The 21,876-nt window shown below is 64.0% G+C and carries 18 protein-coding genes; 8 read left to right on the forward strand and 10 right to left on the reverse strand.

All coding sequences use genetic code 11. The features are described 5' to 3' along the window. Positions 1-147: 147 nt before the first annotated feature. The 4 genes from IEX64_RS15370 to IEX64_RS15385 all read left to right on the forward strand — a co-directional run bounded on the left by IEX64_RS15370 (position 148) and on the right by IEX64_RS15385 (position 6,665). Positions 148-2,649 (forward strand): TonB-dependent siderophore receptor, encoded by a 2,502-nt coding sequence (locus tag IEX64_RS15370; RefSeq protein ID WP_229710420.1) that lies wholly within the window; start codon positions 148-150, stop codon positions 2,647-2,649. A 65-nt stretch (positions 2,650-2,714) separates the two neighbouring features. After that, complete coding sequence (locus tag IEX64_RS15375; protein WP_188820928.1) at positions 2,715-3,827, forward strand: purine nucleoside permease; 1,113 nt, start codon at positions 2,715-2,717, stop codon at positions 3,825-3,827. A gap of 28 nt (positions 3,828-3,855) precedes the next feature. Next, positions 3,856-5,217 carry an 8-oxoguanine deaminase gene (locus IEX64_RS15380; RefSeq protein WP_229710430.1) on the forward strand — a complete coding sequence of 454 codons (1,362 nt, stop codon included), beginning with the start codon at positions 3,856-3,858 and terminating at the stop codon, positions 5,215-5,217. A gap of 35 nt (positions 5,218-5,252) precedes the next feature. After that, positions 5,253-6,665: a uracil-xanthine permease family protein gene (locus IEX64_RS15385; RefSeq protein ID WP_229710433.1), complete on the forward strand. Its 1,413-nt coding sequence runs from the start codon at positions 5,253-5,255 to the stop codon at positions 6,663-6,665. 23 nt (positions 6,666-6,688) lie between these two features. On the opposite strand, the gene IEX64_RS15390 is transcribed toward IEX64_RS15385, so the two are convergent. The 9 genes from IEX64_RS15390 to accD form a co-directional block, all read right to left on the reverse strand. After that, positions 6,689-7,372, reverse strand: coding sequence for a cytochrome b/b6 domain-containing protein (locus tag IEX64_RS15390; RefSeq protein WP_188820932.1), 684 nt, complete (start codon positions 7,370-7,372; stop codon positions 6,689-6,691). 17 nt (positions 7,373-7,389) lie between these two features. Beyond that, a complete protein-coding gene (locus IEX64_RS15395; RefSeq protein WP_188820934.1) occupies positions 7,390-7,866 on the reverse strand; it encodes a c-type cytochrome in 477 nt (158 codons plus the stop codon). Between the two features lie 28 nt (positions 7,867-7,894). Further along, a complete protein-coding gene (locus IEX64_RS15400; RefSeq protein WP_188820936.1) occupies positions 7,895-9,238 on the reverse strand; it encodes an ankyrin repeat domain-containing protein in 1,344 nt (447 codons plus the stop codon). Beyond that, positions 9,231-10,586, reverse strand: a complete 1,356-nt coding sequence (locus IEX64_RS15405) for a DUF1552 domain-containing protein (RefSeq protein ID WP_229710444.1) — start codon at positions 10,584-10,586, stop codon at positions 9,231-9,233. Before IEX64_RS15405 ends, IEX64_RS15400 begins: the two co-directional genes overlap by 8 nt. Further along, positions 10,583-13,228: a DUF1592 domain-containing protein gene (locus IEX64_RS15410; protein ID WP_188820938.1), complete on the reverse strand. Its 2,646-nt coding sequence runs from the start codon at positions 13,226-13,228 to the stop codon at positions 10,583-10,585. Before IEX64_RS15410 ends, IEX64_RS15405 begins: the two co-directional genes overlap by 4 nt. A gap of 242 nt (positions 13,229-13,470) precedes the next feature. Then, a complete protein-coding gene (locus IEX64_RS15415) occupies positions 13,471-14,418 on the reverse strand; it encodes an acetyl-CoA carboxylase carboxyltransferase subunit alpha (protein ID WP_188820940.1) in 948 nt (315 codons plus the stop codon). A gap of 139 nt (positions 14,419-14,557) precedes the next feature. Further along, a complete protein-coding gene (gene accC / locus IEX64_RS15420; protein ID WP_188820942.1) occupies positions 14,558-15,907 on the reverse strand; it encodes an acetyl-CoA carboxylase biotin carboxylase subunit in 1,350 nt (449 codons plus the stop codon). Between the two features lie 14 nt (positions 15,908-15,921). Further along, entirely contained in the window at positions 15,922-16,386 is a 465-nt protein-coding gene (gene accB / locus IEX64_RS15425; protein ID WP_188820944.1) for an acetyl-CoA carboxylase biotin carboxyl carrier protein, read from the reverse strand. After that, positions 16,383-17,231 (reverse strand): acetyl-CoA carboxylase, carboxyltransferase subunit beta, encoded by an 849-nt coding sequence (gene accD, locus IEX64_RS15430; RefSeq protein ID WP_188820945.1) that lies wholly within the window; start codon positions 17,229-17,231, stop codon positions 16,383-16,385. The genes accB and accD overlap by 4 nt, the downstream gene beginning before the upstream one ends. Positions 17,232-17,723: 492 nt before the next feature. Here accD and fdhD point away from each other — a divergent pair, with 492 nt between their 5' ends. From fdhD to IEX64_RS15450, 4 genes are all read left to right on the forward strand, one after another. After that, a complete protein-coding gene (gene fdhD / locus IEX64_RS15435) occupies positions 17,724-18,512 on the forward strand; it encodes a formate dehydrogenase accessory sulfurtransferase FdhD (protein WP_188820947.1) in 789 nt (262 codons plus the stop codon). 159 nt (positions 18,513-18,671) lie between these two features. Beyond that, a complete protein-coding gene (locus IEX64_RS15440) occupies positions 18,672-19,889 on the forward strand; it encodes a toxic anion resistance protein (protein ID WP_188820949.1) in 1,218 nt (405 codons plus the stop codon). Between the two features lie 179 nt (positions 19,890-20,068). Beyond that, entirely contained in the window at positions 20,069-20,776 is a 708-nt protein-coding gene (locus IEX64_RS15445) for a hypothetical protein (protein WP_188820951.1), read from the forward strand. After that, the gene (locus tag IEX64_RS15450) at positions 20,776-21,414 is read left to right on the forward strand and encodes a YqiJ family protein (protein WP_188820954.1); all 639 of its coding nucleotides are present in this window, start codon (positions 20,776-20,778) and stop codon (positions 21,412-21,414) included. Before IEX64_RS15445 ends, IEX64_RS15450 begins: the two co-directional genes overlap by 1 nt. Before the next feature lie 38 nt (positions 21,415-21,452). Here the strand turns inward: IEX64_RS15450 and IEX64_RS24450 are convergent. Then, positions 21,453-21,876, reverse strand: a 424-nt coding sequence (locus IEX64_RS24450; protein ID WP_229710446.1) for a hypothetical protein, incomplete at its 5' end; no start/stop codon positions are given.

Genomic DNA, 21,876 nt, shown 5'->3' on the forward strand with positions numbered 1-21,876 from the left:
CAAGCTCAAGTCTTGGTCTGAATGACACGCATGGACAATCGCGCTGCACACAGAACGGCGCTCATGCGGGAGAGGTGATCACAATTCGAATGAGGGGCGAAAGAACGGAGAATGTTCCGTTCGCGCTAAAAAACGGGGTGATTCACGATGGTCAATAACAAGTTCGAAGACGCGCACGCGTTCGCGGGAATGCAGCGCAACCGATTTCGCAAGCCGCTGCTGGCGGCCGCGACCAGTCTCTTTTGCTGTACGGCGCTGACGTCGCCGGCCTTTGCTGCAGACGAAGAACCCAATCCTGACGAGATCGTTGTCACCGGCTCGCTGGGGGCGTTGCCGATCGAGAACGTCGGCTCGGTATTCGGGTTCGACAAGACCATCGTTGAAACGCCGCGCTCGGCCTCGACGATCAGCTCGGAGCAGATCGAGCGCTTCGGCATTACCGACATCTACGATCTGGTTGCGCAGGCGCCGGGTACCTTCACCAACTCCTTCTTCGGTGTCGGCGGCGCGCTCGACATTCGCGGTACGCCGGGTGAAGTCTACTTCCGCGGCGTTCGCCGTCTCGACAATCCGGGCAACTATCCGACGCCGATCGCGGCATCCGAGCGCGTCGACATCGTTCGTGGCCCGGCATCGCCGATCTACGGTCCGTCCAAGACCGGCGGCTACATGAACTTCGTGCCGAAGTCGGCACGCGTGCAGGATGGTACGCTGCTGTCCAGCCCTGAAGGTGAGCTGAGCTACACCACCGGCAGCTGGAACAAGAGTGTCCTCAGGGGCGAACTGCGCGGCCCGATCCGGATGGGGAAGGCCGAGCTCGGTTACAGCCTCTATGCCGAGGTCGAGGACTCCGGCAGCTACTACGACAACATGTCGACCAACCAGACGATCCTGCAGGCTGCGTTCGACACCAATGTTACCGATAACCTGCGGATCGAATTCGGCGGCATGTACCACCGCTTCCGCGGCCAGCAGAACGGCGGCTGGAACCGTCTGACCCAGGACCTTGTCGACAACGGCACGTACATTACCGGTGACGCCCAGCAGGTTGATGGTGCCATGCGCGATGCCGCGGGCAATCTGACCTTCGATGGCGTCAAAGACGGTCAGCTTTCGCAGCAGGAATTCGCCGCGATCGGCGATTTCAACCCGTTCGGTTCGTTCGGTTGCGGCGGGGGCAGCGTGTTCCCCGGTCCAAGTCTCAACGATGCCTGTTTTGCGACCAACTATCCGTGGCTTGGTCTTACAAATGTCGGCACGACCAAGCTCAGCCGCAGGAAGGTCCTGACCGGCAAGAACGACCTGCTGAACAACACCGCCAAGACCGCCTACTTCGACATCGTCTATGAAGCCGACAGTGGCCTGATGATCAAGAACCAGCTCTTCTACGACGGCATCGTGAACCTCAACGAGAATTCCTACGGTTTCTCGCAGTTCCACGATTCCTACGTGATCGAGGACAAGATCGTCGTTTCAAAGACGTTCGAGAACAACGCCGGCAAGTTCTCGTTCCAGTTCTCTCCGTCGATCCGCTACACGGACTTCTTCCACGGGGACGACTTCAACTACGAATACTTCCACCGCGTCGACTTGACGAAGGGCTACGATGCCCTGTCGGATCGCCTGCTCTCGACCGAGTGCGATTGCGACTACTCGAACTATCTGTGGGGCAACTATACCGACTACGGTATCGCCGGCCTTACCGACCTCGATTTCAACTTCGGCCTCAACGTGGTTCTGGGTCTGCGCTACGATCACATCGAAGCGAAGTCGACTTACGACCCCGCGAAGATGAACAACACGCCGGACGTCGTTTCCGCGTCGGGCAGTCAGGGTGACTGGTCGTGGACTGCCAGCCTCTCGTACAAGCTGCCATTCGGCGTCATCCCCTATGTCACGGCATCTCGTCAGTCGACGGTGATCGCGGGGCAGGGCTCGGAAATCGCTGCAGGTGATATCGCGGCCGGGCAGTTCATGACTGCTTCGCGAATGTACGAAGGCGGCATCAAGGGCAGCTTCCTCAACGAAGCGTTGTACGCGGCGGTTTCCTACTACGAACAGGAGCGTACCGACCGTAACATCCAGTCTTCGACGGTGAACCAGTCGGTGAAGACCACGGGGTGGGAAGCGGAAATGCGCTGGTCGGTCGACGAGCACCTGCTGATCACCGCTGCCTATACCCATACCGAGGTCGTCAACCTGACGTTCTTCGAAGCGGGTACGGCCTTCAGCTTCCTTGGCGCAGAAGACCTCACCAGCCTGAACGATCCGTCGCTGATCTTCGGTGGCCAGCCGGGTGCCTTGCACCTGATCACCAGCAAGGACGGCGCCAAGCGTGCCGGTATTCCGGAGAATCTCTACTCGGCTACCGCCACTTATGCGTTCGACAATGGTATCGCGCTCAGCGGCAGTATCGTTCACGTGGAGGAAGTGTTCTCCGGGCAGTCGCAGGTCGTGAGCTTGCCGGCCTATACGCTCGTCGATCTGGGCGCTTCCTACGAGACGGACAACTGGCTGTTCCGTCTCGTCGTGAAGAACGCAACGAACGAAAAGTACTTCCGCGCGAACTTCACCGAGCTGTTCGGTTCGACGATCGCACTTCCCGAAAAGCCGCGTAGCTTCCAGGCGACTGTAAGCTACAAGTTCTAAGTCCTCACACCGAGAGAAGGGCGCTGGTATATGCTGGCGCCCTTCGTTTCCCCAAGAGGTATTCCATGCACTTTCTGAACCGCGCTGCCGTCATCGTCGGGGCCTGTCTGGCCCTGTGTCTGTCCGGCGGAGCGGCTCATGCCGATCCGGTGGCGGTGCCGGATATTTCCGAGTGCGAGCCCGGCGAACCTTGCGAAACACCACTTCCGGTAAAGGTCGTGGTCGTCTCGCTGTTCGAGATCGGCAAGGACGAGGGTGACGTAGCGGGCGAATTCCAGCTCTGGAAAGAGCGCCGCGGGCTGACCATGCGCATCCCGTTCCCGCAATCGTTTCACGATCTCTACTACAATCCCGAAACGCAGGTTCTGGGTATGGTGACCGGCATCGGCACCGCACGCTCGACCGCTGCGACGATGGCGCTGGGGCTCGACCCGCGCTTCGATCTGACCAAGGCTTATTGGCTGGTTGCCGGCATTGCCGGGATCGATCCGGAAGATGCTTCGATCGGTTCGGTCGCCTGGGCGCGCTACGTGATCGACGGAGATCTCGCGCACGAGATCGATCCGCGCGAAATCCCGGCGGACTGGAAGTTCGGCTATTTCCCGCGCCATACCAACGGCCCGAACGACATGAAGGGCAAGCCCGATCCTTCGGGCGGCGAGATGTTCAAGATCAACCCCTCGCTGGAAGCGTGGGCCTACAACCTCACCAAGAATATCGAGCTTCCCGATTCCGAGGCCATTGCCGCCGAGCGGGCGCAGTTCTCCGACTATCCGCCGGCGCAGGAACCGCCGTTCGTGCTGGAAGGCGAGCAGCTCTCGGCGATGACCTTCTGGCACGGCAAGCTGATGACCGACTGGGCCAATGCCTGGGTCCGTTACTGGACGAGCGGCAGGGGCGAGTTCGTGACTTCTGCGATGGAAGATACCGGCGTGCTTCAGGCGGTGACCTACCTCGACAACATCGGCCGGGTGGACCGCGACCGCGTGCTGGTGATGCGCGCAGGCAGCAACTACACGATGCCTCCGCCGGGCATCGATCCGGCCACCTATCTGCTGCGCGAGAACGAGGGCTATGCCGGGCTCGAGGCCGCGGTCGAGAACCTCTATACCGTGGGTTCCAAGGTCGTGGATGAGATACTCGACAACTGGTCCACTTACGAAAACGCGACACCCTGATGGCGCGGGGGACGAGGCAGGCGCTGTCGTGGGGCTGACACTCGTCCGCAATGCCGATTGCCTCGTCCTCATGGACGATACGCGGCGCGAGATTGCCGGTGGTGCCATGGCGTTTCGCGACGGCGTGGTGGAAGCGGTAGGCACGAGTGCCGAACTGGCCCCGCTGGCCGATGAAGCGACCGAAGTGATCGATGCGCGTGGCTGCGTGGTAACGCCGGGTCTCGTCAACACGCACCATCATTTGTACCAGACACTGACGCGCGCCTTGCCCGGGGCGATTAACGTCTCGCTGTTCGGATGGCTCAAGCGGCTCTATCCGATCTGGGCGCAGTACCGGCCCGAAGACGTATTCGCGGCGACGCAACTCGGCCTGGCCGAACTTGCGCTTTCGGGCTGCACGATGAGCTCGGATCACCACTACCTCTTTCCCGAGGGCGTGCGGCTCGACGATTCCATCCATGCCGCACGCGAAGTGGGCCTGCGGTTCCACGCCACGCGCGGCTCGATGAGCGTCGGCGAGAGCAAGGGAGGCCTGCCGCCCGACAGCGTGGTCGAGGACGAGGAGGCCATCCTTGCCGATACGATCCGCGTGATCGATGCTTTCCACGATTCCGGCGATGGCGCGATGCTGCGCGTTGCGGTGGCGCCGTGCTCGCCCTTTTCGGTCAGCACCGACCTGATGCGCGAGGCGGCGCTGCTGGCCCGCGACAAGGGGGTGATGATGCACACCCACCTGGCCGAGGACGCCGACGACGTTACCTTCTCGCTGGAGCGCTTCGGCTGCCGGCCCGGTCAGTATGCCGAGGATCTGGGCTGGACCGGGCCTGACGTCTGGCACGCCCACTGCGTGCAGCTTGATCCGCAGGAGATAGGTCTGTTCGCCCGGACCCGCACCGGCGTTGCGCATTGTCCCTGCTCGAACTGCCGGCTCGGCTCGGGAATCGCGCCTATCCGCGCCATGACCGATGCCGGGGTGCCGGTGGGGCTCGGTGTCGATGGCTCGGCTTCTAACGACAGCGGGCACCTGTTGCAGGAAGCCCGGCAGGCGATGCTGCTTCAGCGTGTGCAGAACGGTGCCGACACCTTCGATCCGCGCGAAGCCCTGTGGCTGGCGACGCGCGGCGGGGCGCAAGTGCTCGGGCGCAGCGATTGCGGATCGCTGGAGCCCGGCAAGCGTGCCGATTTCGTTTTGTGGGATGTTGGTGACATTCCGTCCTTGGGCGCGTGGGACAAGGTGGCCGGGCTGCTGCTCTCTCCGCCCTCCGGCGCGCGCGATGTGTTTGTCAACGGGCGCGCTGTGGTGCGAGACGGCGATCTCGTCACGCTCCAGCGCGGGCGGGTGATCGAAGCCGCGAACCGTTCGCTTTCGCGTCTGATGGAACTGGCATGAGCGAAACGCACACCCCCTCTGGCGAAGGAATGTCGATGACCGCGATACCGCAGCTTCTCGAAGAGGGCGGACCGATCCCTTCGGCCAAGTCCTACCGCGGGGTGATGTCTCCCGAGCAGGCGCGCGATCCGGACTACTTTCCGGGCATGGCCATGGCCATCCCGCTGGGTATCCAGCATGTGCTGGCCATGTTCGTCAGCAATCTGGCGCCCGCGATCATCGTCGCGGGGGCTGCCGGGTTCGGATACGGTTCCCCCGATACCAGCGCGCTGATCTACATGATCCAGATGTCGATGCTGTTCGCCGGTATTGCCACTCTCTTCCAGACGATCGGCGCCGGTCCCATGGGCGCGCGGCTGCCGATCGTGCAGGGAACGAGTTTCGCGTTCCTGCCGGTGATGATCCCGATCGTCGCCGGGCAGGGTGTTGCAGCGATGGCGGCGCTCACGACCGCGGCAATCTTCGGTGGCCTGTTTCACATGGTGCTGAGCTTCTTCGTCGGCCGCATCCGTTTTGCACTGCCGCCGATGGTGACGGGTCTCGTCGTGCTGATGATCGGTCTGTCGCTCATGCGCGTGGGCGTACAGTACGCGGCTGGCGGCGTCCCGGCAGCGGGGACGCCCAGTTACGGCTCAGGCGAAAGCTGGCTGCTGGCGGCCGTCGTCGCCGGAACCACGCTGGCGCTGAGCTTCTTTGCGCGCGGCATCTGGTCGACGGCCTCGGTGCTGATCGGGCTGTGCGTTGGCTATGCCGCGGCGGCGATGATGGGCAAGGTCTCGCTGGAGCCGGTCCAAACCGTCGGCTGGTTCATGGTGCCCCGGCCCTTCCACTTCGGCTTTGCTATCTCCGCTTCGGCGATCCTTGGATTTTGCCTGATGGGTGTTGTCTCCGCCATAGAGACCGTCGGTGACGTCTCGGGCATCTGCGAGGGTGGAGCCGGACGACCGGCGACTGACAAGGAACTGTCCGGTGCGACGTTCGCCGACGGTGTCGGCACGGCAGTCGCGGCAGTGTTCGGCGCCTTGCCCAACACGAGCTTCAGTCAGAACGTCGGCCTGATTGCGATTACCGGCGTGATGAGCCGCCATATCGTGACGGTCGGAGCGGTGTTCCTGATCCTGTGCGGGCTGGTCCCCAAGATCGGTGCACTGGTGACGACCATTCCCATCGAGGTGCTGGGCGGAGGCGTGATCGTGATGTTCGGCATGGTCGCTTCGGCCGCGCTCTCGATGCTGTCTAATGTCGAGTGGACGCAGCGTAACATGCTGATCTTCGGGGTTTCGCTGTCGCTGGCGCTGGGTCTGCAACTGGAACCGGCTGCGCTGCAGCACTTGCCGGAGACCTTGCGGGTCCTGCTCGGCTCAGGGGTCCTGCCTGCGGCCGTTAGCGCCGTGGTGCTGAACCTGCTGGTGCCGGGGCGCGACGGGGAGGTGGAAGCTGCTACCTGAACCCGACGGAAACTCGGTTCGTGTTAGAAGCGAAAGCCGGTCGATACGAACCAGGCGACAGCAGCTGCGATGACGATGCCGATCAGTGCCATAGCCGGCGACCAACGGGCGTCCTCGACCGCTTCTTCCGCCGACTTGGCGCGCCGTCCGGTGATCATCGGGCGCACGAGGTTCATGCGCTTTACCGCGAGGTAGAAGACGATCGCGGCGACGTGCAGGATGATCAGCGCCATGATCACGTTGAACACGGTTTCGTGGAACTCGGCAGCGCTGCGGCCCTGCTCGAAGCTCACCCAATAGGCGAGCGGGCCCGATTCCCAGCCATCCACGTCCACAGCGAACAGGCCTGCGACCACCATCGCCGCGATGGCAAGGAGCATCGCAATCACGCTCCAGCCGCCCAGCGGGTTATGGCCGTCGGCGGTGTGGCGCGAGGGTGAAAAGAGTGTCTTCGCATAAGCGAGCACGGCGCCGGGGCCGCGCACGAACTGGCTGAAGCGCGCCGTACGCGATCCGGTGAAGCCCCACCAGAGGCGGAACACGAGCAGGGCGAGGATGCCGTATCCGGAGAGGCGGTGCCACTCCATGTAATGCTCCTCGCCGCTCCACCAGGAAAACGCGATGAGCGCGACCAGCAGCCAGTGAAACAGCCGCAGGGGCAGGTCCCAGATCCGGGTGGAACCCGTGGTGGTCACGCTCTCGCTCATCGCTGCGATGGCTCCTGTCAGTCGTCGGCGCGGAACTGGCGGTGGCAGCCGCCGCAGGTCGCGCCGGTGGCCTTGAACTGCGCGATTATCGCGGATTTGTCACCTGAGCCGGCAATGGCGACCAGCTTGTCGGCCTCTGCGATGGCCTTCTGCATGTCGGCGTTGAAAGCGTCGCGGTTGGTCCAGATGGCTGGAAGCGCATCGGTTTTTACGCCAGACGAGGGGCCGCTTCCGTCGGGAAACAGCTTGTTCTGAACCCGCACGGTGGCGGCGAGCGTGCGGGCTGCAGCGACCATTTTGTCTTTGTCGGCGCTGCCCTGCAGTTCGTCCTTCAGTGTTTTCATCGCAGCGCCCATCTTCTTGTAGTTCGCCTGCCGCGTGGCGACGACGGTGCTGGCGGAAGGCGCGGCACTGGCTAGCGTGCCGGTTCCGGCTACGGCGGCGAGGCCAAGGACGCCGGCAGCGGCGAGGGCGAGGGTCCTGGTTCGTGTCATGGGTCGATCCTGTCCTGCGATGGGAAATTCAATCGTGTGAAACGGCTACCATGGGAGATGCGGTATCCGCAAAGGCTTGTTGATAGGCTTCGCGTACGACTGTCAGCCCCTTTTCGGCGAACTGTGCAGCCGTCAGGCCCTTTTCGTTCGGAATATCCGTGCGTGCTCCGTGACGGGCGAGGACGCTGAACATGGCCCGCAGGTCGGAATGGAAGCCGCCCATGAGCAAGACATGCAGCGGCGTGTTGCCTTGCGCATCGGCGACATTGGCATCGGGCGCCATAGCCAGCGCCTGTTCGAGCGCGATCGGACTGTGACTGTGCGCGGCGGCGACGACCACATTGTTGCCGTTCTCGGCGACGAAGGCCTTGTCCGCCCCCGCGTCTGCCAGAATCTTCATTGCATCCGCCTGTCCATGCTCGGCCGCCGTCAGTAGCGGCGGCGTGGGGGGAACGGGTGGGGGCGGCATTCCGAAGTTGGCCTCGGTCACCCAGGTGATGCGCGAAGGACCCGTGAGCCCGTTGGGGTCGGCGCCTTTTTCCAGCAGCAGAGCGACCAGTTCGCCGTCGCCCCCGGCTGCGGCGGCGTGGAGCGGCTGGTTGCCGTTGCGGTCGCGTTCGGTGAGATCGGCCGCGCCGCGCTCAATCAGCATGGCGGCCGCCGGCCAGTTCTTCTGGTAGAGTGCCAGTTGCAATGCGCCGGTGTTTTCCGGGCCACGATGGGCAACGTCCGCGCCGGCGTCGAGGAGCAGCTGCGTCGCGGCGGGAACGCCGCTCTTGATGGCGAAGAACAGCGGCGTGAACCCGGCCCCGGTCGTCCTGTCGATCTGGGCACCTGCTTTCAGCAGTGCCGCCATGGCCTCGACATTGCCCGAGGAGGCCGCCCACATCAGCGGCGTCTGGCCGCGCCCATCCGCAGCGCCGGTTTTCGCGCCCAGCGCCAGCATCCGCGAGACAGTGGCAGGCTTCGAGAACCGGGCGCAGACCGCCAATGGCGTGGTGCCATCGGGGGCGGCTGTATTCACGCTGGCTTTGGCATCGAGCAGGGCGGAGACGATCTCCGCATTGCCGCGCTCGCAGGCGAGGATCAGGGGCGTGAAGCCCCTGGCATCCGCCGTATCGGGTTTTGCGCCATGCCCGAGCAACAGCGACACCATGGCCGCGTCCTGTGTCTCGACGGCGCGGGCAAGCGCGGTTTCGCCATAACCGAAAACCGCATTCGGGTTCGCACCCGTGGTAAGCGCGGCCCTGGCGCCGGCGAGATCATCGGCAGCGATGGCGCGGGCAAGATCGGGCGCCGGGCCTGCAGGCTTGGCCGACGCGGCCGAAGCCATCGCCGTGGCTGCCAGCAAGTACGCAGCAGCCCTAAGCATCGGTCAGTTCCCGTAGCGGGCCGGTGCTGTCGCCGAACGAGGTTGCGGGCACGTCGAGCAGATTGAGCCCCGCCAGCAGCAGGTTCGACATCGAAGTGCCGTGCTCCACCTTGATGTGGCGTCCGCCCTTCACCAGTCCGCCGGAGACGATGACGGGAAGGTCCATGTAGTCGTGGTCATTGGAATCGCCGAAGGCCGATCCGCGCAGGACCAGCGTGCGGTCGAACAGCGATCCCTCGCCGTCCTTCGTGTCCTTCATGCGCTGGAGCATGTAGGCGAAGAAGGTCATGTGATAGCGGTTGATAAGCGCCAGCTTGGCCATCTTGTCCGGGTTCTTGCCGTGGTGGCTGAGCATGTGGTGCGAATCCGGCACGCCGATCTCGGGATAGGTCCGGTTCGAAATCTCGCGTCCGACCATGAAGGTGCCGACGCGGGTAATGTCCGCCTGCATCGCGAGAATCTGCAGATCGATCATCAGCTTCATGTGCTCGGCGAAGTCGTCGGGAATGCCGGCGGGTTGCTTCATCGCCTTGGCCTGCGGGCTGGGCGGGGAGGCCTCCGCGCGCTGGACGCGTTTCTCGATGGCGCGGGTGGCATCGAGATATTCGGCCAGCTTGTGGCGGTCCGCCATGCCCAGCTTGCCGGAAAGCCGGGCGGTATCCTCCATCACGTAGTCGAGGATCGAGGCCTGCTTGCGAAGCCGGGCAAGGCGGCTCTTCTCGTCGAGCACTTCGCCGTCGCCGAACAGCCGCTCGAATACCGCGCGCGGGTTGGCAGTGACGGGCAGCGGCACGGTGGGCGTCAGCCACGAGATACCGTTGGTATAGGCGCACGAGTAGTTGATGTCGCAGCTGCCCGCCATGCTCGCCTGATCCATGCTCAGTTCGAGCGAGGGGATCTGCGTGGCATCGCCCAGATGCGCGGCGAAAACCTGATCCATCGAGATGCCGCAGCGGATGTCGGTGCCCTCGGTCTGCCGGGCATGGGCTCCGGTGAGGAAGGCGGGGCAGGAGCGGCCATGACCGGCAGGTGCGTCACCCATGGCGGCGGCCTGCGGATGGCCGAGGCCTGTAATCACGGTGATCGCCTCGCGATGCGGCGCGAGCGGTTCGAGCGTCGCGGGAAGCGTGAAGTCCGCGCCGTCGCCGGTCGGCCGGTACTCGGGCATGGTCATGCCGTTGGGTGTGTAGAACACCTGCAACCGCTTGGGCCGCTGCGCCACGTCGGCGGCATGCGCGCTCGGCATCATCGCTTCAAGGTACGGCAGCGCCATGGCCGTGCCGACACCGCGCAGAATGGTGCGGCGGGATAGGGGCCGATTGGAGAAGGCTGGGCGGGTGATCCTCAATTTACGGGCCTTCCTGCAGTTGCGGGCTCAACGCGCTTGACCGCATCTACCCTACTCGTCGTCCCCGCGAAGGCGGGGACCCCGCTTGTTTCTGTGGCGGTAGAAGAAGAGAAAGCGGGGCCCCCGCTTTCGCGGGGGTGACGGGTTTTGTTGGGAAGCGGAAACTTTGCGGGCGCGGCATAAGCGGCTTTGAAGGGTTCAGGCGTCTTGCGCTTGGTGAAGGCCGGACTGGTGACAATGCCCTTGATCACCGTGCGAACGCGGTAGTTGTCGGCAGCAGCATCGCCCGCGATCGCGCGGACCGAGGGCATGTCCTGCGGACCGATGCCGCGCGCGAGCGCGTATGTCATCAGCCGCTCGGTGAAGGCGCGGGCGAATTCGTCCTTGCGGTCCATCAGGATCGCCTGGAGGCCGGAGATGCCCGAGAACTTGGTGCCATCGGGCAGGACGGCCCCGGCATCGATCGGCTGGCCCGCATCCATAGTGCGCCAACCGCCCACGGCGTTGAAGTTCTCCAGCGCGAAGCCGAGCGGGTCCATCTTCACATGACAGGCCGCGCAGGTCGGATTGGCACGGTGCAGTTCGAGCTGCTCGCGTGCGTTCAGCACCCGACCATCCTGCTCGGTCTTGAGCGCCGGGACGTCGGCGGGCGGTGGCGGCGGCGGCGAGGCGAGAATGTTGTCGAGTATCCATTTGCCGCGCCGCACTACCGAGGTGTGGTTGTTATACGAGGTGACGGTGAGGATGCTCGCCTGGCCCAGCAGGCCGCCACGGTGCCAGGACGGATCGAGATCGACCTTGCGGAACGCGGTGCCGACCACGCCGGGAATGCCGTAGTGTTCGGCAAGCCGTTGGTTCAGGTAGGTATAGTCCGCTTCGAGAAAGTCCGTAAGCGGCCGGTTGGCGCGCAGCACATTGGCGAAGAATAGCCGGGTTTCGGTATCCATCGCCTGTTTCAGCCGGGTGTCGAAATCGGGAAAGACATCGATGTCCGGCCGCTGCTGGTCGAGATTGCGCAGGTAGAGCCACTGGCCCGCGAAATTGTCGGTCAGCGCTGCGGCCCTGGGATCGGCCAGCATCCGCGCGATTTCGGCATCGAGCACCGCGGGCTCGCTCAGCTTGTCCTTCTCTGCCAGCGCCAGCAGCCGCTCGTCGGGAATACTGCTCCACAGGAACAGCGAGAGCCGGGTGGCGAGTTCGAGATCGGTAATCGTATGGACGCTGCCGGGCAGGCTGCCGGCCGGATCGCTTTCGACCACGAACAGGAATTCGGGCGATACGAGGATTGCTTCCAGCGCTGCCTCGATACCGTGTTCGAAGTCCGAGACGGCGCGTTCCTGTGCATAGATGCCCATGATCGGGGCAATGTCGAACGCACCGACCGGACGGCGCCAGGCGCGGCGGGCGAGGGTGGAGACGATCTTGCGGGCGCAGGCCTCTTCCTGCGAGGTGCGTTTCGGCTGGCACAGGAATATCGTGCGGCGGCTCGGCGTATCGGGAATGCCGGTTGCTTCGTATGGACCCGCGACGTCGATCTGCAGCACGTCACGCGGGAAGTTCCGCTGCGAATAACGCTCGTGCATCCGGTAGGAGGGGACTTCGACCGTCTTCACCCGCTCGCCATCGATCCACACGTCAAGCGGCAGCATTGTCGGCTTGTCGAGCGGGAGCGGCACATAGTCGGTGGAATTGCGCAGCGTCTGCACGCTCTCGTCGGGCCAGAGCTGGCGGCGGAACGAGAGGCCCACGAGGTGCGATCCGGCCTTCATCGGCACCCGCACGCTGTAGCGGTCTTCCGTCAGCCGGTCGGTTTCGTTGTTGGTATTTGAGTTGAGCCAGGCCGCGATTTCGTATTCGCCGTCGTAGCGGGCGAAATATTTGAACGCGCCGCCGCCGCGCGATCCCAGCGGCAGCTCCGCGCTGGCGCGCAGGTTGTAGGCCGGCACGCCCGAGTTCTTGATCGAGCCGTCCTTGGGCACCTGGTAGGTCGTCACGAACTCGCGGCGCGAGGTCAGTCCGGTCGCCAGTAGCCCGACTTTGCCCGCTACCGCGACGTAGCGCTCCATGAGCGTCGGCGAGACGGTGAGCACATCGGCGATGTTGTCGAAGCCGTAGCCAGAATTGTCCTGCGGCAGCTCGCGGCTGAAATCGACGTCGAGCGAGAGCAGGTCGCGGATCGCATTGGCGTATTCGTAACGGTTGAAGCGGCGGATCGTCGCGTGGCCCGGATCGGGATTGGCGGCGGCATAGCTCGCGCGCGAGCTGTCCAGCCACTGCACGAAGGCGGCGCGCATGGCGGGATCGGGTTGCGGTTTGGAATGCGGCGGCATTTCTCCGGCCGCGACGCGGCGCAGGATCTTTTCCCATTCCTCGGCATGGGCACCGGTCCGCAGGTCTTCCGCCTTGAGATCGTAGACGGACAGGTTCGCGACCATGTCGAAGTCGTTGTGGCAGCGCGAGCAGTACTTATCGAGCATCGGCTCGATCATTTCGGCCTGCGCCAGTGCCGTGGCGGAATGCGCAGGTGCCGGACGAGCCGGGTCCGCACCGCTGTCCTGCGAAGCATAGACCGTGGCAGCCGTGATCAGCGCGCTGGCTGCCAGCACGCCACTGCCGATGGGAAGACGCCGTTTCAGGCTCATGGAATAGTTCGACCCCGTTCGCCGGTTCGCCACCACTTCGCGGGCGAACTGCCATGCCCTTGCAAGGCGCAAGGGACTGTCGGGCCTTTTGACTATCGGTTGGGTGGTGTTGCGTCCATTGCCAATATCCGCGTTACGTGTGCGGATAATTCGCACGCCCTTCGGAATTGCGACGGGTTCGGCGCGGCGCAGCGCCTACGTCGGTTCTCTGAAGCCGCTGAAAGCGAGCCGAAGGCGTAGTCTCAGAGAGCCCCGATGGCGAGGAAGCGCTCTTCGCGCTGGCGCACGATCTCGGCGGTATCCTTGCCGTCGAGCGCGGCCAGTTCGCGGCCCAGCGCATCTGCGAGGGCACGGGCGGTTCCGGCGGGATCGCGATGGGCGCCGCCGACGGGTTCGGGCACGATCCCGTCGATCACCGCAAGGTCGAGAAGGTCCTGCGCGGTCACTTTCATGGCCGTGGCAGCGTCGGCGGCCTTGTCCGGCGTGCGCCACAGGATCGAGGAGGCGCCCTCTGGTGAGATCACCGAATAGACCGAATGCTCAAGCATAAGAACGCGGTTGGCGCTGGCGATGGCAACGGCGCCGCCCGAGCCGCCTTCGCCCACGATTGCGGCGACCATCGGCACCTGAAGGCCAAGGCAGGCCTCGGTCGAGCGGGCAATGGCTTCGGCCTGTCCGCGTTCCTCGGCCTCGACACCGGGGAAGGCACCGGCGGTATCCACCAGCGTCACCACCGGCAGACCGAACTTGCTCGCCATTTCCATCAGGCGGATCGCCTTGCGGTAGCCTTCGGGCTTGGCCATGCCGAAATTGTGCTTGATGCGGCTGGCGGTGTCCTGGCCTTTTTCATGGCCGATCACCATGATCTTGCGCCCGTCCAGCTTGGCGAGACCACCGATGATCGCGGCATCCTCGCCATAAAGGCGGTCGCCGCCGAGCGGCACGAAATCGTTGAAGGCCAGCCGGATGTAGTCGACGAAATGCGGGCGCTGCGGATGGCGGGCGACCTGCGTCTTCTGCCAGGGCGAAAGCTTGGCATAGGTACCGGTCAGCATCGCCGCGCTCTTCTTTTCGAGCTTGGCGATCTCCGCCCCGATGTCGAGGTCGCTGCCGTCGGCCGTGGCGCGCAGTTCTGCAATGCGCGCTTCCAGTTCGGCAATCGGCTTTTCGAAGTCCAGGAACGAAGTCATGCGTATCTAGTCCGTCGTGTCTTGGCCGAGCTATCGGGCCAGATCCAACCTCCGTTCGGTTCGAGCGAAGTCGAGAACCGCTGGCGCCCAGGTGTCTCTACTTTGCTCGACACGAACGGAGAGGTTAGTGTCATTCCGATCAGCCCGCGCGTTTGGCGAGCCACTCCTCGAGCCACTTGATGGTGTAATCGCCGCTGTTGAATTCGGGATCTTCCAGCAGGGCCTGATGCAGCGGGATCGAGGTCTTCACGCCTTCGATCACCATTTCCTCCAGCGCGCGCTTGAGGCGCAGGATCGCGCCTTCGCGGGTGCGGCCGGAGACGATCAGCTTGCCGATCATGGAATCGTAGTAGGGCGGGATGCGGTATCCGGCGTAGAGCCCGCTATCGACGCGCACGTTCATGCCGCCCGCCGCGTGGTAGCTGCTCACGAGACCGGGTGAGGGGGCGAAGGTCCACGGGTCTTCCGCATTGATGCGGCATTCGATCGCGTGGCCCTTGAACTCGAGTTCGTCCTGCGTGAACGAGAGCGGCTTGCCTGCGGCAATGCGGATCTGTTCGCGCACCAGATCGACGCCGGTGATCGCTTCGGTGACGGGATGTTCCACCTGTAGGCGGGTGTTCATCTCGATGAAGTAGAACTCGCCGTTTTCCCAGAGGAACTCGATCGTGCCCGCGCCGCGATAGGCCATGTCGGCCATCGCCTTGGCGACGATGCCGCCCATGCGCTCGCGTTCTTCCGGCGTGATGACAGGCGAGGGGGCTTCTTCCAGCACCTTCTGGTGGCGGCGCTGCAGCGAGCAGTCGCGCTCGCCCAAATGCACGGCATGGCCCTTGCCGTCGCCGAAGACCTGGAATTCGATGTGCCGCGGATTGCCGAGGTACTTTTCCATGTAGACGGTGGCATCGCCGAAAGCCGCTTTCGCTTCCGAGCGGGCCTGGCCCATCTGGCTTTCGAGTTCCTCGGCCGAGTTCACGACCTTCATGCCGCGACCGCCGCCGCCGGAGGCAGCCTTGATGATCACCGGATAGCCGATCTTTTCAGCCAGCGCGCGCGCTTCGGCGAAGTCCTCGATTGCGCCGTCCGAACCGGGCACCAGCGGCAGGCCCAGCGCTCCGGCGGTGCGCTTGGCTTCCACCTTGTCGCCCATGGTGCGGATGTGCTCGGGCTTGGGGCCGACCCAGGCGATGTCGTGGCTCTCGACGATCTCGGCGAAGCGCGCGTTCTCGGAGAGGAAGCCATAGCCGGGATGGATCGCGTCGGCGTCGGTGATCTCGGCCGCCGAGATGATCGCTGCGACATTGAGATAGCTGTCCGAGGCCGAGGCGGGGCCTATGCACACGGCATGGTCAGCCAGCCGTACATGCATGGCATCGGCATCGGCGGTGGAATGCACCGCGACCGTTTCGATGCCCATCTCGTGCGCGGCGCGGTGGATGCGCAGGGCGATTTCGCCGCGGTTGGCAATCAGGAGGCGTTTGATGGCCATGAAGCGCTCCGCCCTCAGCCGATCACCACGAGCGGCTGGTCGAATTCGACCGGCTGCTGGTTGTCGACGAGAATGGCGGTAACCGTGCCGGACTTGGGCGCGGTGATCTGGTTCATCACCTTCATGGCTTCGATGATCAACAGCACGTCGCCTTCCTTCACTGCCTTGCCGACCGAGATGAAATCGGCGGCGCCGGGTTCGGGGGCAAGATAGACGGTGCCGACCATCGGCGACTTCACGGCATCGACCGGAGCGGCGGCAGTTGCGGCTTCGGTTGCCGGAGCGGCGGCGACCGGTGCCGCTGCCGGGGCAGCCATCGGCATGGCGGGCGCGCCGACGGCATATTGCGCCGCCATCTGCTGCACCATCTGGCGGCTGACGCGGATCTTGCGGTCGCCGTCCTCCACCTCGATTTCCGAGAGGCCGGTTTCGGCAAGCAGTTCGGCCAGCTCGCGAACCAGAGCGCTATCGATATTCACGCAACTTCCTTTCGGTTGAGATAGCCCAGCAGCGTTGCCAGCGTCGTTTTCAGGTCCTTGCGGTGGACCACCATGTCGACCATCCCGTGGTCGTACAGGTATTCGGCGCGCTGGAAGCCGTCGGGGAGCTTTTCACGGATGGTATCCTGGATCACGCGCTGGCCGGCAAAGCCGATGAGCGCGCCCGGTTCGGCGATCTGCACGTCGCCGAGCATGGCATAGCTCGCGGTGACGCCGCCGGTGGTGGGATCGGTCAGGATGACGATGTAGGGCAGGCCGGCGGCGGCAAGGCGCCGCGTGGCCACGGTGGTCTTGGGCATCTGCATCAGCGAGAGGATGCCCTCCTGCATGCGGGCGCCGCCCGCCGCGGTGCAGATCACATAGCCGCACTTCTCGGCAATGGCGCGTTCGACGCCGGCCACGAAAGCCTCGCCTACGGCCATGCCCATCGAGCCGCCCATGAACTTGAAGTCCTGCACGCCAAGCACGGCCTTCATGCCCTCGATAGTGCCGAGGGCGTTGGTCAACGCGTCGGGATAAGGATTGCTAGCGCGGGCGGCGCGAAGGCGGTCGGAATATTTCTTGGTATCGCGAAAGCCCAACGGGTTTTCCGGGACTTTCGGCGTGGAAAGCACGGTGTAGCCTGCATCCAGCAACAGGTCGAAGCGCGCCTCGGCGCCGATGCGGCCGTGGTGTTGGCAATGCGGGCAGACGGAGAGGTTGGCTTCGAAGTCCTTCGCGAACAGCATCTGGCTGCAGCTCGGGCATTTCATCCAGAGATTGTCGGGCGTGTCACGCTTCGCCAGACTGGAAAGCGAATTGCGGACCTTGCTGAGCCAACTCATGTGATGCGTACCTATCTCGTTGAACGGACCGGTCTGCATGACGGGCCGTGAGACCGTCCCGAAAAGCGCGGTCCCGAACTATTCCGGATGGCGACCTGCATGCCCCTTTGTTCTGGTGCGCACGGCCGGAATGAGGGGCGCGTTTAGGGGAAACGGGTTCGCTGCCGCAAGCCAAATTGGCTTCATCTGTGGGCAACTGAGGCGCGAGCCCATCGCTGGGGCGTAGCGCTGTAGCGATGAGGCTTGTCAAAATGTATGTGGATTTGGGGTCCATATGGAACAAAATGCGCCGATTGTTGAGGTTTCGGATACAAACGGAAAAATCCGGGCTTGCCTCGCATCGTTGTAAAAAATCTCTCACCGGCCCTCCGGCAAGGGGCCTGCCGACCGCCCGCATGACCTTTTGCGTTTCGCGCGTTATGGAACCGGGCGCACCGCCGCAAAAGCGGACCGGGGTCGAGCAGGAGCAGCGCGCTGGAACAGCCGGAAATCATGGACGGAACATTTGAAATAGAGGTGCGTCGCAGTGCCTATGGCGCGCCGTCCGATGCTGACGAAACGCTTTCCATTCCCATCGAGGCGCCGGTCGCGATCGAGACCAACGGCATCGCCTATGCCGTGATGATGGCCACGCCGATCGATCTGGAAGACTTCGTTACCGGCTTCCTGATGGCCGAGGGTTTGGCCGCGGCAGACGAGGTTGGCGAGGTGGTGCTGCATGAAGTCGAGAGCGGAGAATGGGGCAGCGGCCATGTCGCCCGCGTCAATCTGCCTGCCGACCGGCTCGGTCCCATTCTCGAACGCGCACGGCGCCGGGTGGGCGACAGTTCGTGCGGCATCTGCGGGATCGAGGGTGTGGAGGCCGCGCTTCGGCCGCTCCCGCCCTTGCAGCGCCGCAGCGAGGCCAGCCCCGAAGCCATCGGCCGCGCACTCGGGGCCTTGCGCGACCGTCAGCCGCTCGGCCGCCAGACCCGGGCCACCCACGCCGCTGCCTTCTGCAGCGAAGACGGCGCGGTGCTGGCCGTGCGCGAGGACGTCGGCCGGCACAACGCGCTCGACAAGCTGGTCGGCCATCTGGCGCGCGAGGGAGGCGATCCCGCCGCCGGGTTCATCATCATGACTTCGCGCTGCTCCTACGAACTGGTCGAAAAGACGGTGCGCGCGGGCTGTCCTCTGCTGGTCACGATCTCCGCGCCCACCGATCTCGCCGTACGGCGGGCCAAGGCGGTCGGGCTCTCGCTCGCGGTCGTGGCGCGTGACGATTCCATGCTTTTGGTGTGATCCTATCCCAGGAAGGGGCGTTTTCTGCCCGATTGTCGATCCCCGTCGGGCCTTCGTCGAGCAGTCGCCGGGCATGGCCCCGGTTTTGCTTGTAGTCCTTGGCGGTCAACCTTAGATTTCTTCCCGTTCCGGGGTTTTGAAAGACAAGGATTTCCCAGCATGGCCGTGATGACCGACCAGGATACCGCGAGTGAGCTCAAGCTGACTCCGCCCGATCCCGTGCCGGCCGTTCAGCCCGAGCGCGCCGCAGGGCTCGTGCCGGTGGACGAGGATCAGAAGACCAGGCTGCAGGTTCGGGTTGACGAATTCGTCGACGATCTGGTGACGCAGGATTCCAATTCGCCCGAGTTCGGCCGCCGCGTCGATCAGATCACCAACATGGGTCGGCGCGAGATCGCCGAGGCCGCGGGCCATTCCAACCGCTTCCTCGACCGGCCGATCCGGGCGATGGACAAGGACACCGGCGTCGGCGCCGACCTTGCCGAGCTGCGCCGCACCGTCGAGGACCTCGATCCCTCGACCAAGGGCGACTTGCTTTCGAAGCGCAAGATTTTCGGGATCATTCCGTTCGGATCGAAGCTGCGCAATTATTTCGAGGGCTACCAGAGCGCGCAGGGCCACATCAGCGCGATCCTCACCCGCCTGCAGGGCGGCAAGGACGAACTGCTGATGGACAACGCCGCCATCGATGTCGAACGGCAGAACCTCTGGGCGGCCATGGGCAAGCTGGAACAGATGGTCTTCATGTCCAAGGCGCTCGACGAGGCGCTGGAGAAGAAGGCCGAGGATCTCGACCACACCGATCCGGCGAAGGCAAAGGCCGTGCGCGAATCCGCTTTGTTCTACGTGCGTCAGCGCACGCAGGACCTGCTGACGCAGATGGCCGTCTCGGTGCAGGGCTACCTCGCGCTCGATCTCGTCAAGAAGAACAATGTCGAACTGATCAAGGGCGTGGACCGCGCTTCCACAACCACTGTCGGCGCGCTGCGCACGGCGGTCACGGTGGCACAGGCGATGGCCAACCAGCGGCTGGTGCTCGACCAGATCACCGCGCTCAACACCACGACCGCGAACATCATCGACAGCACAGGCCAGATGCTGAAGGACAACACCGCGCGCATCCACGAGCAGGCCGCCAGCGCGACGATCCCGCTGGAGACGCTGAGCCGCGCGTTCCAGAACATCTATGACACGATGGATTCGATCGACACCTTCAAGCTCAAGGCGCTCGATTCCATGAAGCAGACCGTCACCTCGCTCGAAGGCGAGATCGGCAAGTCCAAGGCCTATATCGCCCGCGCGCAGGGCCAGTCGGAAGGCATCGCTGCCGGTGATGACACCGCCGCCCGGAACCTGTTGGAGTCGCTGGACCAGTAACCGATGGCAACGACCCGCACGATCCTCAAATCCTCCCTGTTCCGCTTGCGGAATGGGGAGGTGGCAGCGACGCAGTCGCTGACGGAGGGAGGCTTACCCCTCCACCACCCGCTACACGGGCGGTCCCCCTCCCCATCGCTGCGCGACAGGGAGGATTTCCCGGTGGAGGCTGTATAGCAATGGCACACCCGCCCGCCCGCATATCCCAGGAAATCGTCCGTGCCGCCCGCCGGCAGCGCGCCGCGCGTCTGTACGAGGCGCGCAAGGAGCGCTGGCGTTTCCGCCTGCGCCGCCTGCGCCGCGCTTTCCTGGCACTTACCGGAATCTGGATCGCGACGCTGGTGACCGCGCTGGCGCTGGGCGGCCTGCCGTTCATGGCGACGGTTCTGTCGATCCTGCTGGGCATTGCCGTCTTCACGCTGTTGGCCGTCTATCCCGCCACGCCGCGTACCAATGCCGGTGACCTTGAAAGTGCAAGTCTGACCGAACTGGCCGGTTCGGCTGAACTGTGGCTGGAAGGAAAGCGCCGCGCGCTGCCCAATGCCGCGATCGATGCCATCGACATGATCGGTGTGCGCCTCGAACAGATCGCGCCGCAGCTTGCCATGCTGGAAGAAACCGGCCCCGCCGCGCGCGAGGTGCGCAAGCTGCTGTCCGAGCATCTGCCCGGACTGGTGGACAGCTACACCCGCATTCCGCCCGCGCTGCGCAGCAAGCCGGGTACGGGTGGCACCACGCCGTCCGAGCAACTGGTCGATGGCCTTTGCGTCATTTCCGAAGAGATCGAGGCTATGAGCGTCGACCTCTCGCGCAACGATATCGACGGTCTCGCGACGCGTAACCGCTTCCTTGAAACGAAGTACGTCGACGCGCGGGAGCGTGGCTGATGTTCGACCTGGCGCTGCAGCCGGAAGGGCTGCCGTTCTCGGTCGCACTGGCCGTCGTTGCGCTGCTGGCGCTGCTGCAGGTAATCGGCCTCGGCGACATGCTGGGAGCGGATACCGACGTCGACGTGGATGTGGACGTCGATGGCGACATGGGCGTCGATGCCGGACTGCTCTCGCTGCTGGGCATCGGCCGCGTGCCGTTCATGATGTGGCTGATGATCCTGCTCTCGCTTTTCGGCGTGATCGGGCTGGCCGGGCAACACTTTCTGGAAGCGCTCACTGGCGCGGCGTGGTCGCCATGGTTGGTGAGCGCGGGCTCCGCGTTCGTGTCGCTCCCCGCCACCGGCGCCATTTCCCGCCCGCTGGGACGTATGCTGCCCAAGGACGAGACCACCGCCATCAACGTCTCGGCGCTAGTCGGTCGCGAGGCGGAAGTGGTCATCGGCACGGCCTCTGCGGGCAATCCGGCGCGGGCGAAGGTGACCGACCATTTCGGCCAGACGCACTACGTGATGCTCGAGCCCGACAACGCGGACCAGCGTTTCGTGCAGAGCGAGAAAGTGCTGATCGTGCGGCGCGAGGGCGAGCTGTTCAAGGCCATCGCGCGCGGCGATCACTACCTGCCGCGGCTGGATTGAGCGATCCCAGGAATAAGGCGTGAACCGCCACGTTAGTCTCAATTGATACGGGCATTAAATAATTGCCATCGCAAGGGCGCTGTGACCGCAAAAGTTGATTGCCGCAAGTGACTGTATATGTTGCTCTGGCAATAATGGGGCGGCACATGGCACGAAAACCGAGTAACGCAGCCGAAATTAAGTCTGAAGTAGGTGATGGGAAGGGCACTTCCAAGACCGAAACGGCATTGAAGAAAAGGCGTTCGCAACGGTCTTTTCCAGCTTCTACCTTTGAAGAACCACTTGAGTTTGCTTCGGCAATTTTTCGAATCGGTAGCGGTCAGGCTGTAAAGCGGTTGACGCTTTTTGATCAACTCGGCAAATCGCCGGAGAGCGGCGGCTCTCGCCAATTGATCATTAGAGCGGTTTTCGATCATTCTGGTTCGTACCCGCATGATTTGAAGTAGTTGGCGCATTCGTGGG

Origin of the sequence: Novosphingobium indicum (assembly GCF_014645195.1) — a bacterium.
GTDB lineage: Bacteria > Pseudomonadota > Alphaproteobacteria > Sphingomonadales > Sphingomonadaceae > Novosphingobium > Novosphingobium indicum.

Bases quoted from the DNA above. Each gene is read 5' to 3' on its own strand.
- IEX64_RS15390 (WP_188820932.1), bottom strand. From the start codon at position 7,372: ATGAGCGAGAGCGTGACCACCACGGGTTCCACCCGGATCTGGGACCTG.
- IEX64_RS15450 (WP_188820954.1), top strand. From the start codon at position 20,776: ATGTTCGACCTGGCGCTGCAGCCGGAAGGGCTGCCGTTCTCGGTCGCA.
- IEX64_RS15395 (WP_188820934.1), bottom strand. From the start codon at position 7,866: ATGACACGAACCAGGACCCTCGCCCTCGCCGCTGCCGGCGTCCTTGGC.
- accD (WP_188820945.1), bottom strand. From the start codon at position 17,231: ATGAGTTGGCTCAGCAAGGTCCGCAATTCGCTTTCCAGTCTGGCGAAG.
- IEX64_RS15445 (WP_188820951.1), top strand. From the start codon at position 20,069: ATGGCACACCCGCCCGCCCGCATATCCCAGGAAATCGTCCGTGCCGCC.
- IEX64_RS15370 (WP_229710420.1), top strand. From the start codon at position 148: ATGGTCAATAACAAGTTCGAAGACGCGCACGCGTTCGCGGGAATGCAG.
- IEX64_RS15410 (WP_188820938.1), bottom strand. From the start codon at position 13,228: ATGAGCCTGAAACGGCGTCTTCCCATCGGCAGTGGCGTGCTGGCAGCC.
- accC (WP_188820942.1), bottom strand. From the start codon at position 15,907: ATGGCCATCAAACGCCTCCTGATTGCCAACCGCGGCGAAATCGCCCTG.
- fdhD (WP_188820947.1), top strand. From the start codon at position 17,724: ATGGACGGAACATTTGAAATAGAGGTGCGTCGCAGTGCCTATGGCGCG.
- IEX64_RS15385 (WP_229710433.1), top strand. From the start codon at position 5,253: ATGACCGCGATACCGCAGCTTCTCGAAGAGGGCGGACCGATCCCTTCG.
- IEX64_RS15400 (WP_188820936.1), bottom strand. From the start codon at position 9,238: ATGCTTAGGGCTGCTGCGTACTTGCTGGCAGCCACGGCGATGGCTTCG.
- IEX64_RS15440 (WP_188820949.1), top strand. From the start codon at position 18,672: ATGGCCGTGATGACCGACCAGGATACCGCGAGTGAGCTCAAGCTGACT.
- IEX64_RS15375 (WP_188820928.1), top strand. From the start codon at position 2,715: ATGCACTTTCTGAACCGCGCTGCCGTCATCGTCGGGGCCTGTCTGGCC.
- IEX64_RS15415 (WP_188820940.1), bottom strand. From the start codon at position 14,418: ATGACTTCGTTCCTGGACTTCGAAAAGCCGATTGCCGAACTGGAAGCG.